Here is a 15,038-nt window from a genome sequence, read left to right on the forward strand (position 1 = left end):
AACGTGATCGTTGTCGCGTATCGATCGTGGCGGGTCGGTGGCCCGCTCAGTCTTCCAGCCGTGCCAGCTGCTCGGCCGACAGTGGCAGCAGGGCCCAGAAGCCGGTGCCGGCCGCGGCCCAGCGCCGGGCGGTGTCATCGAGGATGTCGAGCAGGACCGCGAAGTCGTCGGCGTGGCTGTCGCGCCAGTCACCGCCATGCTCGATCAGCAGCACATAGCCCGGGGCCGGCCACCATGACAGGTCGGCGAGTGTGTCGGCCAGCGCGTCCCAGTTGCCACCGAACCAGTCCGGGAACCGACCGGCTGCGGCGAAGCACTCCATCAGGCCGGCCTTGTCCGGGCAGTCGGCCAGGTCGATGCGCAGCAGGGCGTAGTCGAGCGCGGTCGCAGCCCGGGTCAAAGCCGTGCTGTCGCGTGCGTCGACGAAATAGACGCCGGCCTGTGCGGGGTCGGCCAGCAGGCCGGTGAGTTCTTCGTCGGGGATCATCGCGCCGCCTCCGTGCCGGCCGCAGGCGCCCAGTCGAAGCGCCGGAAGCTGCGGTAATGATCGCGGGTGTACCAGTACTCGCTCGGCGGGTCGCCTCCGGTGACGATCCGGCGCGCGCCGCGATCGCGCGCGCCGGGAGTGGCGACGGTGTATTCGCGGTACCAGCCACGCGGTTGTTGTGGCAGCCGCCGTTCGCGATTCTGGAACACGCCGCCGTCCTGGCGGTGGGGATGCGGACCGCCTTTGGCGATGCGCACAAGCACCGGCCGCGCTTCCGGGGGCAGGAACGCCGGAAGCGCATCTGCCGTGCGTGGAGTGTCGACACCGACGCCGACGCCGTCGCTGGCCGGAACCGGCAGCGCGCCGTCATTGCCGTGCTGCGCCCACAGCCACAGGCCGAGCAGGACGATGGCGGCAAGCAGCCAGAGCGGCCGGCGCATGCCGGTAGCGAGTCTGCTCGCGCCGTGTCGGTTGGCGCCGGGCCCGTTGGAGCCGGGCCTGCGGCTCATCCGCAGCGGATGCCGGTGATCGCGCCGCGATCGTTGACGTCGATGTTCACCCGGTCGGCGCGGTAGTCCATCGTCGCCGCCATCCCGGGTTCGAGCACACGCACGTCGCGGCTGCCGGTATCGCGAAGCACGTCATCGATCAGGTTCTGGTCGGGCGCGCGGCCGATCGCCCAGCTCGCGGGCTCGGCATTGCATTGTCCGATCGTCTGCGGCGGCAGTGGTGTGGTGGTGCAGGCGGTGGCGAGCAGCAGGGTCGATGCCGCGATCAGGGTCAGAGTCGGGCGCATGATGGCATTCCTTCTGGAATTGTGTGCCGGGCAGGCTACACCGCGCGCGTTCGCGCGGCATGAAGACCCGGCAACGCGATCGCGGTGTCGTCGGCGCTGGACGCCAGCGCGAGCAGCAGTCGGGCCAGCGTCACCACGTCCTGATGATTGTGCGCACAGACGCGGCGCAGGTTGGTCGCCGGCCCACCGCGCAGCCAGGACAGCCACGCCGCCGGTGCCTGTGCGCCGGGCAGGTCGTCCTCGCGCACGATGCCGAGCAGTTCGCGTTCGACCGTGGCCAGCCGGCAGTCGGCCCAGCGACCCTTGTGAAAGCGCCGTGTCGGGAACAGCAGGTCAAGGTGGTCGAGCGGCGAGATCGGGTCGGGCAGCCGCGCCAGCCGGTAACGTGCCTTGAGCAGCGGGGCGTCGTAGCAGCGGCCGTTGTAGCTGCACAGCACGGTGTCGGGCGCCAACCAGCCGGCGAACGCGCGCAACATCGCCGGCTCGGCGGCCATCGTCGTCATCAACAGCTGGCGCACGCGCAGGCCGGGGCCCTGCAGCGGATCGTCGTGCCAGTCGGCCGCGCCGATCTGGAACGCACGGGTGCCGGTGCCGCCGGCCAGACCGGTGGTTTCGGTGTCGAAGAACAGCAGATGCTGCGGCGCGATGCTGCTGTCGCGGCGGGCGAAGCCAAGTGGTATCGGCGTGGACGGTGGCGGTAACGGCAGGTGGCTGCTGATCAGGTGCAGGCCGGGGACGATCTCCTTGCCGGGAAGTGTGCGGTCCGCGGAGTGGGACTGCGACGATGCCTTGCGTTCGCGGATGCGGAGCAGGCGATGCAGCGAGGCGGGGTCCGCGGTACGCGCCGGGGTCGTGTCCGGCGTCGCTGCTGTCGGAGCGGACGTGCCCGCCTGTCGCTGCAATATCCGCAGGCGGTCAATCGCTGCGCTCATATGAACTCGTGGAGTTCGCGGCGCGGGCAAGGTGGAGCCGAACCGGGGACGGGGTCTTGCGCTGTCCTTGCGCGCATGTGAATTCGTAGCCCGGGTAAGCGACGCGCACCCGGGGTTGGATGGCAATGGGTCCCGGGTGCGTTCCGCTTACCCGGGCTACGGCGCATCGGCGCTGTCCCGCAGCAGGCCGAGCACGCGCCGGGCCAACGCCTTCGGTGTGGCCGCCGCGTTCTCGTCCGTCGCCGGCTCATCACGGGAAAGCTCATCGCCGGCCAGAATGGGCCCGACGCAGGCCGGGCAGCCGGCCCGGCAGTCGCACCCCTCGACCAGTTCGATCGCACGCTGCACGAGTTCCGCCTGCCGCGTCCACAACGGCTCACTGAGGCCGACGCCGCCGGGGAAGTTGTCGTACAGGTACACGGTCGGGGTGAAGCGGGCTTCGGATTCGATGTCGCGCGCCGCGCCGTCGAGGCCGCGCAACTGGCCGCGGCCATGGGCATCGGCGCTCGCGAACCAGCTGCCGTCGCCGTTGCCGACCGACTTCTGCAGGTCGCGCGCGTCGGCCATCACCGCCACCGTCGCCACCACGTGCAGTGCGTATGCGGCACCGAGGAAACCGTCCAGCGCCTCCTGCTTCGAGCCGAACCACGCCAGCAGCACCGCCTGCGGCAGCTGCCACCACGCGGCGGTGGTATGCAGCTCCTGGTCGGGCAGGTTGACCGGGCCGTAGCCGATGTTCTCGTGACTGTAGTAGCGGATCTTCTTGTAGCCTGACACGCGCCGGACCACGTGGACCTCGCCGTGCTGCGCATCGCCGCGACCCGCCGCGGTGGAATCGAAGCGCTCGAGTACCTTCAGCTTCGTATAGTCGATCGCGTCGGTGTAGTAGTCGACATGGGTGCGGGTGACGTAGGCCTTGCGACCGTCCCAGTCCAGCCGTTCGACCTGGTACGGCGTGCTCTGCACCATGTGGATCGCGCCTTCGTACAGGGTCAGCGCGGCGGCCGAGTAGTCGACCTCGGCGATGATCGTCTGGCGGCCGCCGGTGCGGTCGACGACGACGAAATTGCCGTCGGCCACCGAACGCAGCGACACCGCATTGGCCGGGTAGCTGTCGGCGATCCATTCCCAGCGGTCGCCTTCGCGGTGCACGACCTCGGACTCGGCCAGTGCTTCCAGGTACAGCGACGGCTCGATCGGGCCGTATGGCTCGCCCGCCTCGAACGGCAGCTCGAATGCCGCGCAGCGGATGTGGTCGAACAGGATCAGTGGCTGGTCCGGCGCGATGCGGGCGTGTTCGGGCGGCGCCTCGCCGAAGAACTCCGGATGCCGGACCACGTACTGGTCGAGCGGTTGGGAGCTGGCGACCATCACTCCCAGCGACGGCTTCTGCCGGCGGCCGGCACGGCCGAAGCGCTGCCAGGTCGCGGCGACGCTGCCCGGATAGCCGTTGAGCACGACCACGTCGAGCGCGCCGATGTCCACGCCCAGCTCCAGCGCCGAGGTGCTGACGATGCCGTCGACGTGGCCGCCGCGCATGTCGCGCTCGGCGGCACGGCGCTCGGTCGGCAGGTAGCCGCCGCGGTAGGCGCGGATGCGCGCGGGCTTGCGCGGGTCGTGGTCGAACACGTCCTTGAGGTACTTGGTCAGCACCTCGACCATCGTTCGCGACTGCGCGAACACCAGCGTCTTCAGCCCGGTCTTGATCGCGATGCGGGCGATGCGGTTGCTCTGCGAGCGCGCCGAGGCGCGCAGGCCAAGATCGGGATTCACCACCGGCGGATTCCACAACAGCACGTGCTTGTCGCCGCTCGGGGCGCCGGACTGCTCGATTGCGGTCACCGGCGCTTCGATCAGCGCCTGCGCATGCGCCTTCGGGTTGCCGATCGTCGCCGAGCACAGGATGAACTGCGGCGAGGCGCCATAGAACGCGCAGATCCGCTTGAGCCGGCGCAGCACGTTGGCGACGTGGCTGCCGAACACGCCGCGGTAGCTGTGGACCTCGTCGATCACCACGTAGCGCAGGTTCTCGAAGAACTGCGCCCACTTGGTGTGATGCGGCAGGATCGCCTGGTGCAGCATGTCCGGGTTGCTGACCACGATGTCGCCGTGCAGCCGGATCGCCTGGCGCGCGTCGCCGGGGGTGTCGCCGTCGAAGGTGAAGGCCTTCAGGCCGAGGTCGCCGGCACGGCTGAGTTCGAGCAGCTCGGCGACCTGGTCCTGCGCCAGCGCCTTGGTCGGGAACAGGAACAATGCCTTCGACGGACCGCCGCGTGTGCGCGCCTGCATCGCCGCCGCGGCGACCGGCAACGTGTAGCACAGCGACTTGCCCGAGGCGGTCGGGGTGACCACCGCGACATGCTCGCCGCGTCGCGTCGCCTCCCAGGCCTCGGCCTGATGGCTGTAGAGCCGGTCGATGCCGCGTGCGCGCATGGCCGTCGCCAGCTCCGGTGGCAGTTCGACCGGCAGATCGGCATAGCGGCCTTCACGGCCCAGGATCGTGAACCGGCCGGTGATGCGGTCGCGGTAGCGCAGGGCCAGCCGCCGGGCCAATGCGGCGCCGTCGCCGTCGCGGCGCACAGGCCGGCCGGCGCCACGGTCGGTGGCTTCGCCGCCGCCGTCGGCTCGCAATAGTGCCAGTTCCATCGCTGCCTCCAAATGGCGGCAGTGGGCCAGAACCGTGTCTCAGCCGGTGAGACGATGGGCTGGGAGGTGGTGGACGATGGCTGGGACTGTCATCCGGAATACTTGCGACGCTTACCCATCGTGGATGTCTTGGACGAAGTCGCCGATCGCATGGGCGCACGGCCCGGGCGCGGCCTGGAGCAGCAAATGCGGACCTGCGATGTCGACCAGACGCGATTGAGGTATGGACGAACGGATGTGTTCGCCGGCCGACGCAGCGAGCAGACGATCCCCGGTGGCGCGCAGGTAAAGGGTGGGCGCGGATATGGCGGCCAGATTGACCGCAGGCGGGCGCAGTGCGGCTGCGGCCCGGAAAGCCAGCACTGAGGAGGCCGCGGAATCCAAAGCATTCTTGAGAGAGCTTCGCAGCGCAGGGGTTGTCCACTGGCCCAGCAGCCACCAGGACAGCAGCGCGATGGGCGCTGCGCGGGCGGGCATGAAGCGGACCAATGGTGCGAATGGCGACAGCGCCGGGATCGCCGGCCTCGCAAAGGTGGTCGACAGGACAATCCCGATCAGGCCAGGCGGTGGATCGGTTGCAACAGACAGCGCGATCGGGCCGGAAAACGACTCCCCCAGCAGGACGAACGGTGTCGACGGAAGTTCGGCACGAGCCAGGGTTTCGAGTTCGGCGTAGCCAAGCGGATGGTCCGGCGGATATGGAACGACCTTGATCGTGTCGAAGGTGAAGTTTGCGGCTGCGCAGAACGCCGAGTGCAGGGTGGCAGTGCCATCCAGGCCGGGAAGGACGACAAGTGCGGTCATGATCGTTGCAGGGTACTAGTCCAGGTCGAGTGAGGGCGTGCCGATCTACATGTTGTCTTTCTCGCGCAGCATCGCCACCTGCAGCTCGATCCGCTTGAGCTCGCGCAGGGTGCGGTTGGCTTCCATGTGGGTGCCGAGGAACGACTTGACCATGGCCGTGTACTGGAACAGCACTATCGCGACCACGCCCCAGCGCACCGCGAGCAGGGTTTCGGGCGTGGTCCAGGCCTGCCACAGCGCCCAGATGAAGCCGGCGAAGGCGGCGATGCTGGTCAGGTAGGCCAGCCACACCACCCAGCCCAGCGATCCGCGGAACAGGCCGAAGGCCTGGCTGAAGTAACCCGGCTCGGTGTGGCGGGCCAGCAGTTCGCGGTCCTCGGCCGACAACGCGCGTTCGATCAGTTCGTCAGTCTTGCTCATCGCTGGTTTCTCCAAGTCGTGCACGGATCTTGCGCCGCGCATGCATGAGCCGGGTCTTGACCGTGCCCGGCGGGATGTCGAGCGCGATGGAAATTTCCGCCACGCCCAGGTGTTCGAGATGAAACAGCGCCAGTGCCGCGCGCTGTGCTGGCGGCAGCTCGCGCATCGCGGCCAGCACGTTGGTGACCTCGGCTGCGTGCTCGCCGCCTTCGTGTGCCGCGGTCGCCATCTCCATCGCGTCCGGCGGCTCGGCACCGTCGAGCGGATCGCGTCCGGCACGGCGGTACGCGCGCTGGCACAGCCGGGTGACGATGCGGAACGCCCAGGCCGGGAACGCGGCCACGTCGTCGAGCCGGCGCAGGCCGCGGAAGATCTCCAGCCAGGCCTCCTGCGTCCGGTCGCGGGCCTGCTCGGGATCGCCGCACAGGCGCCATGCATGGCGCAGCAGTCGCGGCTGCCAGCGCTCCACCAGCCGCTGCCAGGCGTCGCGGTCGCCCGCGCGCGCCGATGTGGCCAGGTATTCATCGAAGATTCTCTGCGTATCCCGCCGCACGCGCCGGCCCCCGTTTGTTCCACGTTGCACATATACAGGTGTCGCGGTCGTGGGAAACGGTTCAATTCGGGTTGTGGTCGCTTTGCGCGGCCCGGAGCGGCGCTCTGGCGGATGCGCGATCATGCGCGAATCATGGAGACGACCGGAAAACCTTTCTCACCGGCCTGCGATCGCAACCGCGGCCCGATCCTCGAAGTACTGCTGCGACATTTCGCCAACGCGCGCCACGTGCTGGAAATCGGCAGCGGCACCGGCCAGCATGCGGTGCACTTCGCCGCGGCGATGCCGTGGCTGGCCTGGCAGTGCGCCGACCGGGCCGAATACCTGCCGGGCATCGGCCAATGGCTGGACGAGGCCGGCCTGCCGAACACTCCGCCCGCCATTGAACTGGCCGCGGTGGCTGCACCGCTGCCGGGTTTCAGCCCGTCACCGCCGCTGCCCGACGCCGCGGGGTACGACGCCGTGTTCAGCGCCAACACCCTGCACATCATGGGCTGGGCCGAGGTCGAGGCGTTCTTCGCCGGGCTGGCGACGGTGCTGGCTCCGGCCGCGACGGTCGTGGTCTACGGCCCGTTCAACTACGGCGGCGGCTACACCAGCGCCAGCAATCGCGAGTTCGACGGCTGGCTGAAGGCGCGCGACCCGCGTTCGGGCATCCGCGACTTCGAGGCGGTGAATGCGCTGGCTGCCGGCATCGGTCTGCGACTCGTCGAGGATGTGGCGATGCCGGCCAACAACCGTTGCCTGGTCTGGCGCCGTCGCTGCGGAACCCCGTGACTTCATAACTCCTGCAACGTCGTAGCCCGGGTAAGCGAAGCGCACCCGGGATCGGGCTGATGCATTCCCGGGTGCGCTTCGCTTACCCGGGCTACGGGGATCAGGCCGCGACAGGCTGCAACCACAATGCCAGCGCGATACCGATGAACAGCACCGCGCCGATCCAGTGGTTGTGCAGGAAGGCGCGGAAACAGGCCGCAGGCTGGCGCTTGCGGGCGAGCGCGAACTCCCATGCCACCAGCAGCGCGGCCACGAGCATCGCAGCCCAGTACCAGGAACCGAGCCCGGCGCGCTGGCCAACCAGTGCCATTGCAACCAGGAACAGCGTGTACAGCACGCCCTGCGCGATCAGATCCATGTCGCCGAACAGGATCGCGGTCGACTTGCTGCCCATGCGCAGGTCGTCCTCGCGGTCGACCATCGCGTACCAGGTGTCGTAGCCGGTCGACCACAGGATGTTGGCCGCGTACAGCAGCCACGCCAGCGCCGGCACCTCGCCCTGCACCGCGGCGAAGCCCATCGGGATGCCCCAGCCGAACGCCATGCCCAGGTACACCTGCGGCAGGTAGGTGTAGCGCTTGAGGTACGGATAGCTCGCCGCCAGCACCACACCTACCAAGCTCAGGTACACGGTCAGCCGGTTCATCGTCAGCACCAGCGCGAACGCGGCCAGCATCAGCACTGCGAACACGGCCAGTGCCTCGCGCCCGGACACCGCGCCGGTTGCCAGCGGTCGGCCGCGGGTGCGCTCGACATGCGGATCCAGCCAGCGGTCGGCGTAGTCGTTGATCACGCAGCCGGCCGAGCGGGTCAGCCAGACCCCGGCGCTGAACACGAACAAGGTCCACAGCGGCGGCACCCCGCCGGCGGCCAGCCACAGGCCCCACCAGGTCGGCCACAGCAGCAGCAGCCAGCCGATCGGGCGGTCGCCGCGCACCAGCTGCCAGTACAGCTGCAGCTTGCGCTTCCAGAGCGGGACGGACGGAGAGGCGTAGCGTTCGTAAGGCATGTGGTGCGGGGCAGGGGAAGGGCGTGGGCCACGGGCGGACACGGCGCCGGCACGGGATTATCTACCGTTACTGTCGGGGAGGCGCCAAAAAACGCATTTGCCGCTAGAATGATCCGCCCCGCGCCATCCGATGTCCGCATCGGCGGCCGGGACACCAGCCAGGCGCCCGTAGCTCAGCCGGATAGAGTAGTGGCTTCCGAAGCCATTGGTCGGGGGTTCGAATCCCTCCGGGCGCGCCATCTCCGTCACCGGGGGTGGCTCCAGTGACTGGCGACCGTATCTGGCATGGGCCGCATGGGCGGCCCTTTTGATGGCTTCGCGCGCCGCCCGATGGCGCGCCACACAGGTGGATCGTGCGCAACTACGACCTCGAATTCCTCAAGCACTTCTCGATGGTGATCGGCTTCCTGGTGCTGGTCACCCTCGGCCTGATCATCGGCGCCGTGGTCATCCACAAGCAGCTGCCGCGCGAAGCCGATCCGGCCGCCGCCCAGCGCACCGAGCGTCGCATCGCCCCGGTCGGCGCGGTCTATGCCGGCAGCACCGGTGCTGCCGCCCAGGCTGCGGCCGCGGCTGCAGCGGTGGCCAAGGCGGCCTCGCAGGTCGCCTATGGCGGCACTCTCGATGGCGAGGTGATCTACAACAGCCTGTGCGCCGGTTGCCACAACTCCGGTGCCGGTGGCGCGCCGACCATGGCCCGCGCCCAGTGGACCGCGCGCCTCGGCCAGGGTGCCGAGACCCTGCACAGGCACGCCATCGAGGGCTACACCGGTGCCGACGGCATCATGCCGCCCAAGGGCGGCAACCCGGCCCTGACCGATGAGCAGGTCATCGCCACCGTCGACTGGATGGTCGACAACCTCCAGTAGGCCCCGTGCGACCCCAGCCTGAATGATCCGACGCCGCCTGCGGGCGGCGTTGTCATTTTCCGGTCCGGGCTGTCGATACTGTCCGTATCCGCTTCCGAGTTCCTGCATGCCAGTCGTCCCGCTCCGTTCCATCTTCCGCTCCGCCGCCGGTCCGGCGCTGCTGTTGGCGCTGCTGGCCGGCTGCGAAGGACCGCGGTCCGGGAGCGACGGAGCGGCAGGCAATGGCACGAACGTCGCGGTCCTGCCGATCGGTGCCGTGCAGGGCGACCGTGCCCGCAGTCCGATGACCGGCCAGACAGTCCAGGTCAAGGGCGTGGTGACCGCCGACTTCACTGGTGACTCCGGTCTGGGCGGGGTCTATCTGCAGGATGCCGGCGACGGCAATCCGGCCACCTCCGACGCGATCTTCGTCCAGGTCGGCGACGACGATCCCTGGCGCAACCAGCTGCGCCGTGGTGCTCATGTCAGTGTGCGGGGGCGGGTGGTCGAGCTCGATACCGGCGGCCAGGTGCGCCTGACCACCCTGGTGCCGGAGAAGGTCGAACAGTTCGGCCTCGGCGAGGTCCGGGTCACCGAACTGCGCAATCCGCCCCAGGACTGGGAGCGCTACGAGGGCATGCGGGTGAAGATCGTCGCGCCCTTGACCGTAGCCAGCCTCGACGGCCTGGAGCGCCATGGCGAGATGCTGGTCAGTTTCGACGGCCGGCTGTGGCAGCCGGCCGAGCGTGCCACCCCCGGTACCGACGCCGCCCGCGCGATCGCCGCCGACAATGCCCGCCGCCGGCTGCTGCTCGACGACGGTCGCGCCGGCGACAACCGCCCATTGGCCGACAGCGTATGGCCAGAGCAGGCGGTGACCCTGCGCAGCGGCAGCACCATCACCGGCGCCGAGGGCATTCTCGACCACCGCCACGGTGCGTACCGGCTGCAACTCGACGTGCCGCCGGCCCTGGCCGAGCAGCCGCGACCACGGGCGCCCGAGGTGCCCGGCAACCTGCGGCTGGCGGCGTTCAACCTGGAGAACCTGTTCAACGGCGACGGTCAGGGCGGTGGCTTCCCGACCGAGCGCGGCGCGGAAAGCCCGGAGCAGTACCGGCTCCAGCTGGCCAAACTGGTGGCGACGATCCGCGCGCTCGACCCCGACATCGCTGCGCTGATGGAGCTGGAGAACGACGGCTACGGGCCGGATTCGAGCATCGCCGCCCTGGTCGATGCGCTCAATGGCGGCCGAGGGGGGCATTGGCGCTTCGTCGATGCCTGCATCGAGCGCTGCCGGCGCAGCGGCCGCGGTCCCGGCGACGACGCGATCCGGGTCGGTCTGGTCTACCGCGGCGACCGCGTCCGCACCGAAGGCCGTCCGGCGATCCTCGAAGAAGGCCCGTTCGGCCCGCTCAGCCGGGTGCCGCTGGCCCAGGCGTTCGTATCGAAGGCGGGCGGTCCGGCGCTGGTGGTGGTTGCCAACCACTTCAAGTCCAAGGGCGGCTGTGCCGAGGCCGAACGCGGCGACCGCGACAATGGCGCCGGCTGCTGGAATGCTACCCGGGTCGAGTCGGCGGCCCGGCTGGCAGACTGGCTGCAGCAGGATCCAACCCGAAATGGCAGCAATCTTGCAGTGATCATCGGCGATATGAATGCCTACGCCGCCGAAGAGCCGCTGCGCGTGCTGACCGAGCGTGGTTGGCGAGATGCCTTTGCCATGGCCAGGGTCGAGGACCCTTACAACTATGTCTACGCAGGTGAAGTCGGCCGCCTCGACCACGCCCTGCTCAGCCCGGCCCTGACCCGCCATCTGCGTGGCGCCGCCGTCTGGCACAGCAACGCCGATGAGCCGCGCCGCGCCGGCTATGCCGGCGCCCAGCGCAGCGATGGCCCCTGGCGCAGTTCCGACCACGACCCGCTGCTGCTGGGCTTCGATTGGGATTCGGCGCGCGGCGTGACGGCTTCCAGCGCGACCTCCGACTGAGCGGTACGGTCGCCGCCATCGCGGATTGCCGACGTGTGGGTCCGCTCAATCCGTCTGCGTCAACCGTCAACGCCTCCAGCCGGGCCCTCGCTTGCACTTTGTCGAGGCGTGCCCACCTGCGGGTGGAAGTCTCTTTGCCGGCCGTGGCACGCGGCACGTGCCACGTCGTTGCGACGACGGCGGAAGACGGCGGCCAGGCGTCACTCCGGACGCCATGGCCGCCGCATGGATCAACCGCGGTCGCGCTGCAGGAGGTGATAACCGATCATGCCCAGGCCGATCGCGGCGAAGATCACGCCGTAGCTGGCGGCGTCCTCGTGGGTCAGGCCGGCGATGTCGATGATCCCGAACGCCATGCCGGTGAGCACCAGCACCATGCCCCACTTGAGCGAGGCCTGGCGGCGGTTCTCCTGGTCGGCCAGCAGCAGCGTGCGGATCAGATCCTCGCTGGCGTGGGTCTCGGCCAGGCGGCGGCGCAGGCGCGCTTCGACGACCACGCGGATCGCCAGCACCACACAGACCGCGAAGACAATCGGAATGAACAGGGCAATGATGTCTACCATGGGGCATCTCCAGGGGGCACCATGCCCCGGTCGATGCAATGGAGACAGGCGGCGCACGAGCGGTTGCACCTCTGCTGGTTTCCATCCCGGAGTCTCCGCCGGCCAGCCCACCGCCGATCGTCGGGATGACGCCGGCCACGTGCAACCACCTGCCCGTCGGGTGTATCCATTGCGCAATGGAACGCAGCCCGGGTGACGACAGGACGATGGTGGCCGCCGTGATGGCGCGCCGCCCGGGCGCCTTTGAAGCCCTGGTCACGCGCTACCAGAAGCTGGTCTGGCACCTGGTGTACCGGGTCGTGCAGCAGCCGGAGGACACCCGCGATCTCGCCCAGGAGGTGTTCCTGCAGGTACATCGGCGCCTCGACCAGTTCCGCTTCGAAAGCGCGCTGGGCACCTGGATCGGACGGATCGCCTTCAGCGTCGCCAGCCGCCACATGCAGCGCAGGCGGTTGCCGATGGTCGAGCCGGACATGGACGGCGTCTCACCAGTCGAGTGGGTCGACGACGGCTTCGACCTGGCCGCAAGCGTCGCCGATGCCGACCTGATGCGGCACCTGCATGCCGCGATCGAAGCGCTGCCGCCCTTGCAGCGGACCCTGATCACGCTGTACCACATGGAGGAACTGGGCATCGCCGAGGTGGCGCGCATCACCGACCTGCCCGAGGGCACGGTCAAGAACTACCTGTTCCGCGCCCGCCTGCGCCTGCGCCAGCACCTGGAAACCCTGGAGGCCTGTCCGTCATGAACATCCGCCACCCCGATCCGAACCCGGACCCGGCCCAGGTACGGGAAGCACGACGCCAGGCCGAGGCCGAACAGGCCCGCACCGGCACCGAACCCACCGATCCGGCCATCGACCGCTATCGCGCGGTCTACCATGCCGTGCGCTCGGCACCGCTGCCCGAGCCGCCGCCGACCTTCGCCCTGCAGATGGAGCGGCTGACGCGCGACCATGATGAACGCGCCGGCATCGAAGCCTGGCTGATGCGCCTGCTGCCCGTGCTGGCCCTGGCCGCCCTTGCGGCCTGGGGCGGGGGCGCGGTACTCGACGGGCTCCAGGCCAGCCTGGCCCAGTGGCGCGCACTCCCGTGGCCGATGCTGGTGGCCGCGGCTGCCGGGCTGGGCGGCGCCTGGGTGCTGGACCGCCTGCTGCAGGGTTCGCGGCCGGGCCCGGGTGGGCAGGCTTCAACAGGGAATTAACGCCGCGCCGTATCATGGTCGGATGAACGCCCCCTCCGAGTTCCCGGTATTTCCGACCGATGAAGCCGCCACCCTGATCCTGCCGGGGCCGGCAGGCGCGATCGAGCTGATCGCCGAGCCGGCCGAGGGCCACCCGCGCCGCGCCGTCGCGATCGTTTGCCATCCGCTGCCGACCGAGGGCGGGACCATGCACAACAAGGTGGTGACGATGGCCGCGCGCGCGCTGCGCGAATCCGGCATCGCCATCGTGCGCTTCAACTTCCGCGGCACCGGCGCGTCGGAAGGCGAGTTCGACGAAGGCCGCGGTGAGCGCGACGACCTGCGCGCGGTCGCCGCCTGGGTGCGCCAGCAGCGGCCCGGCCATGCGCTGTGGCTGGCCGGCTTCAGTTTCGGTGCCTATGTCTCGCTGTCGCTGGCGGCCGAACTGCAACCGGGGATGCTGGTCTCGATCGCGCCACCGGCCGGGCGCGGCTGGGACTTCGACGCGATCACCCCGCCGGACTGTCCGTGGCTGGTGATCCAGGGCGACGCCGACGAGGTCGTCGACCCGGAAGCGGTCTACGCCTGGCTGGAAGGCCTCGATGGCCGCCGCAACCCGCCCGAACTGGTGCGCATGCCCGACACCAGCCACTTCTTCCATCGCCGGCTGATGGACCTGCGCGGCGCGATCAAGAACGGTATCCGCCCGTACCTGCCCGCGGAGATCACCCCCACGCATGGCTGAGCAGGCAGTGTTGCCGTCGCGCCGCTATGCCGACGGCGTCGCCCGTGGCGACTGGCAGGACGACCCGGCCCAGCGCGCGGTGCTGGCCGAACTCGACCGCCTGCACGCGGCGTTGCTCGATCCGCCCAGGCAGGGGCTGTTCGATCGCCTGCGCGGCAAGTCGCCCGACGCACCGCAAGGCCTGTACCTGTGGGGCGGGGTCGGTCGCGGCAAGACCTTCCTGATCGACCTGTTCTTCGATGGGCTGCCCATGCGGAATGTCGCGGCCGCAGGCCGCGCCGCCGCCTCTCTCCCGAGCGGTGGCGGGAGAGAGGGGGACCGTTCGCGGCGCGAACGGTGGAGTGAGGGTGGCGAAGGTGGCAAACGCCGCACCCACTTCCACCGCTTCATGCGCGAGGTCCACGCCGAACTGCGCGCGCACAAGGGCGAGTCCGACCCGCTGAAGACGATCGCGCGGCAGTGGCGCCGCGATCTGCGGGTACTGGTGCTGGACGAGTTCTTCGTTCACGACATCGGCGACGCGATGCTGCTCGGGCGCCTGCTCGAACGCCTGTTCGCCGAGGGCGTGGCGCTGGTGACGACCTCCAACATCGAGCCGTCCGGGCTGTTCAAGGACGGATTGCAGCGCGAGCGCTTCCTGCCCGCGATCGCGCAACTGCAGGCGCATTGCCACGTCATGCACATGGACAGCGCCACCGACTACCGCCTGCGCGCATTGACCCAGTCGCCGGTCTATCGCGCCCCGCTCGACGCCGGCTCGGAGGCCTGGCTCAGCGAGCGTTGGCACACCCTCTCCGATGCCTGTCCGCACGACGAGTCGCACCTGATCATCGACGGCCGCGAGATCCCGGTGCGTGGCCTCGCCGAAGGCCATGCCTGGTTCGACTTCGCCGCGCTGTGCGAGGGCCCGCGCGCGGCCGGCGACTACATCGAGATCGCCACCGAGCACCACACCGTGCTGGTGGGTGGAATTCCCGTCTTCGACGGCAGCAACGACGACCCGGCGCGCCGTTTCGTCCACCTCATCGACGAACTCTACGACCGCCACGTCAACCTGGTCTGCACCGCCGCCGCCGACCCGGTGTCGTTGTACCGCGGACAGAAACTCGCCCATGCCTTCGAACGCACCGCTTCGCGCCTGATCGAGATGCAGAGCGCGGAATATCTGGCGCTCGAACACCGGCCGTAAGCGCCTACCGCCGATTGCAATGTGATCGTTGCGTGAAGGGTCGTTCCTGCAGCAGGCCCGCACGCGGCCGCTGCACGACGCCGCCTGCGCCGTGTCCGCTTC

General features: G+C 69.5%; 16 protein-coding genes, 1 tRNA gene and 1 pseudogene. 8 read left to right on the plus strand and 10 right to left on the minus strand.

Annotation, left to right across the window (positions count from 1 at the left end; translation table 11 throughout):
- Nucleotides 1–46: 46 nt before the first annotated feature.
- The 8 genes and pseudogenes from FKV23_RS00620 to FKV23_RS00655 form a co-directional block, all read right to left on the minus strand.
- Nucleotides 47–487, minus strand: a complete 441-nt coding sequence (locus FKV23_RS00620; RefSeq protein ID WP_141622123.1) for a barstar family protein — start codon at nucleotides 485–487, stop codon at nucleotides 47–49.
- Entirely contained in the window at nucleotides 484–927 is a 444-nt protein-coding gene (locus FKV23_RS00625) for a ribonuclease domain-containing protein (RefSeq protein ID WP_141622124.1), read from the minus strand. The genes FKV23_RS00620 and FKV23_RS00625 overlap by 4 nt, the downstream gene beginning before the upstream one ends.
- A 65-nt stretch (nucleotides 928–992) precedes the next feature.
- On the minus strand, nucleotides 993–1,283 hold the full coding sequence (locus FKV23_RS00630) for an I78 family peptidase inhibitor (protein ID WP_141622125.1): 291 nt from the start codon (nucleotides 1,281–1,283) through the stop codon (nucleotides 993–995).
- 35 nt (nucleotides 1,284–1,318) lie between these two features.
- A pseudogene (locus FKV23_RS00635) lies at nucleotides 1,319–2,179 on the minus strand (ribonuclease H-like domain-containing protein); the annotation flags it as partial.
- 192 nt (nucleotides 2,180–2,371) lie between these two features.
- Nucleotides 2,372–4,861, minus strand: a complete 2,490-nt coding sequence (locus FKV23_RS00640; protein ID WP_141622127.1) for a DEAD/DEAH box helicase — start codon at nucleotides 4,859–4,861, stop codon at nucleotides 2,372–2,374.
- 111 nt (nucleotides 4,862–4,972) lie between these two features.
- Entirely contained in the window at nucleotides 4,973–5,665 is a 693-nt protein-coding gene (locus FKV23_RS00645; RefSeq protein ID WP_141622128.1) for an alpha/beta fold hydrolase, read from the minus strand.
- A 45-nt stretch (nucleotides 5,666–5,710) separates the two neighbouring features.
- Nucleotides 5,711–6,085, minus strand: coding sequence for a DUF6768 family protein (locus tag FKV23_RS00650; protein ID WP_141622129.1), 375 nt, complete (start codon nucleotides 6,083–6,085; stop codon nucleotides 5,711–5,713).
- The gene (locus FKV23_RS00655; RefSeq protein WP_208543209.1) at nucleotides 6,072–6,638 is read right to left on the minus strand and encodes an RNA polymerase sigma factor; all 567 of its coding nucleotides are present in this window, start codon (nucleotides 6,636–6,638) and stop codon (nucleotides 6,072–6,074) included. Before FKV23_RS00655 ends, FKV23_RS00650 begins: the two co-directional genes overlap by 14 nt.
- A 132-nt stretch (nucleotides 6,639–6,770) precedes the next feature.
- On the opposite strand from FKV23_RS00655, the gene FKV23_RS00660 reads away from it, so the two are divergent.
- Entirely contained in the window at nucleotides 6,771–7,415 is a 645-nt protein-coding gene (locus FKV23_RS00660) for a DUF938 domain-containing protein (protein ID WP_407067636.1), read from the plus strand.
- 100 nt (nucleotides 7,416–7,515) lie between these two features.
- On the opposite strand, the gene ubiA is transcribed toward FKV23_RS00660, so the two are convergent.
- A complete protein-coding gene (gene ubiA / locus FKV23_RS00665) occupies nucleotides 7,516–8,424 on the minus strand; it encodes a 4-hydroxybenzoate octaprenyltransferase (protein WP_141622132.1) in 909 nt (302 codons plus the stop codon).
- Nucleotides 8,425–8,586: 162 nt separating this feature from the next.
- Here ubiA and FKV23_RS00670 point away from each other — a divergent pair.
- The 3 genes from FKV23_RS00670 (at nucleotide 8,587) to FKV23_RS00680 (ending at nucleotide 11,256) form a co-directional block, all read left to right on the plus strand.
- Nucleotides 8,587–8,663, plus strand: a tRNA-Arg gene (locus tag FKV23_RS00670).
- Between the two features lie 114 nt (nucleotides 8,664–8,777).
- On the plus strand, nucleotides 8,778–9,293 hold the full coding sequence (locus FKV23_RS00675) for a c-type cytochrome (RefSeq protein WP_141622133.1): 516 nt from the start codon (nucleotides 8,778–8,780) through the stop codon (nucleotides 9,291–9,293).
- Nucleotides 9,294–9,399: 106 nt separating this feature from the next.
- Nucleotides 9,400–11,256, plus strand: a complete 1,857-nt coding sequence (locus tag FKV23_RS00680; protein ID WP_244244052.1) for an ExeM/NucH family extracellular endonuclease — start codon at nucleotides 9,400–9,402, stop codon at nucleotides 11,254–11,256.
- Nucleotides 11,257–11,486: 230 nt separating this feature from the next.
- Here the strand turns inward: FKV23_RS00680 and FKV23_RS00685 are convergent, their stop codons facing one another.
- A complete protein-coding gene (locus FKV23_RS00685) occupies nucleotides 11,487–11,819 on the minus strand; it encodes a DUF6249 domain-containing protein (protein ID WP_141622134.1) in 333 nt (110 codons plus the stop codon).
- Nucleotides 11,820–11,995: 176 nt separating this feature from the next.
- On the opposite strand from FKV23_RS00685, the gene FKV23_RS00690 reads away from it, so the two are divergent.
- The 4 genes from FKV23_RS00690 to zapE are packed head-to-tail and all read left to right on the plus strand — an operon-like array spanning nucleotide 11,996 to nucleotide 14,936.
- Nucleotides 11,996–12,568: an RNA polymerase sigma factor gene (locus FKV23_RS00690; protein WP_141622135.1), complete on the plus strand. Its 573-nt coding sequence runs from the start codon at nucleotides 11,996–11,998 to the stop codon at nucleotides 12,566–12,568.
- A complete protein-coding gene (locus FKV23_RS00695) occupies nucleotides 12,565–13,023 on the plus strand; it encodes a hypothetical protein (RefSeq protein ID WP_141622136.1) in 459 nt (152 codons plus the stop codon). The genes FKV23_RS00690 and FKV23_RS00695 overlap by 4 nt, the downstream gene beginning before the upstream one ends.
- A gap of 22 nt (nucleotides 13,024–13,045) precedes the next feature.
- Nucleotides 13,046–13,747: an alpha/beta hydrolase gene (locus FKV23_RS00700; RefSeq protein ID WP_141622137.1), complete on the plus strand. Its 702-nt coding sequence runs from the start codon at nucleotides 13,046–13,048 to the stop codon at nucleotides 13,745–13,747.
- Nucleotides 13,740–14,936, plus strand: coding sequence for a cell division protein ZapE (gene zapE, locus FKV23_RS00705; RefSeq protein ID WP_141622138.1), 1,197 nt, complete (start codon nucleotides 13,740–13,742; stop codon nucleotides 14,934–14,936). Before FKV23_RS00700 ends, zapE begins: the two co-directional genes overlap by 8 nt.
- Nucleotides 14,937–15,038: the final 102 nt, after the last annotated feature.

Source organism: Lysobacter alkalisoli (assembly GCF_006547045.1).
Taxonomy (GTDB): domain Bacteria; phylum Pseudomonadota; class Gammaproteobacteria; order Xanthomonadales; family Xanthomonadaceae; genus Marilutibacter; species Marilutibacter alkalisoli.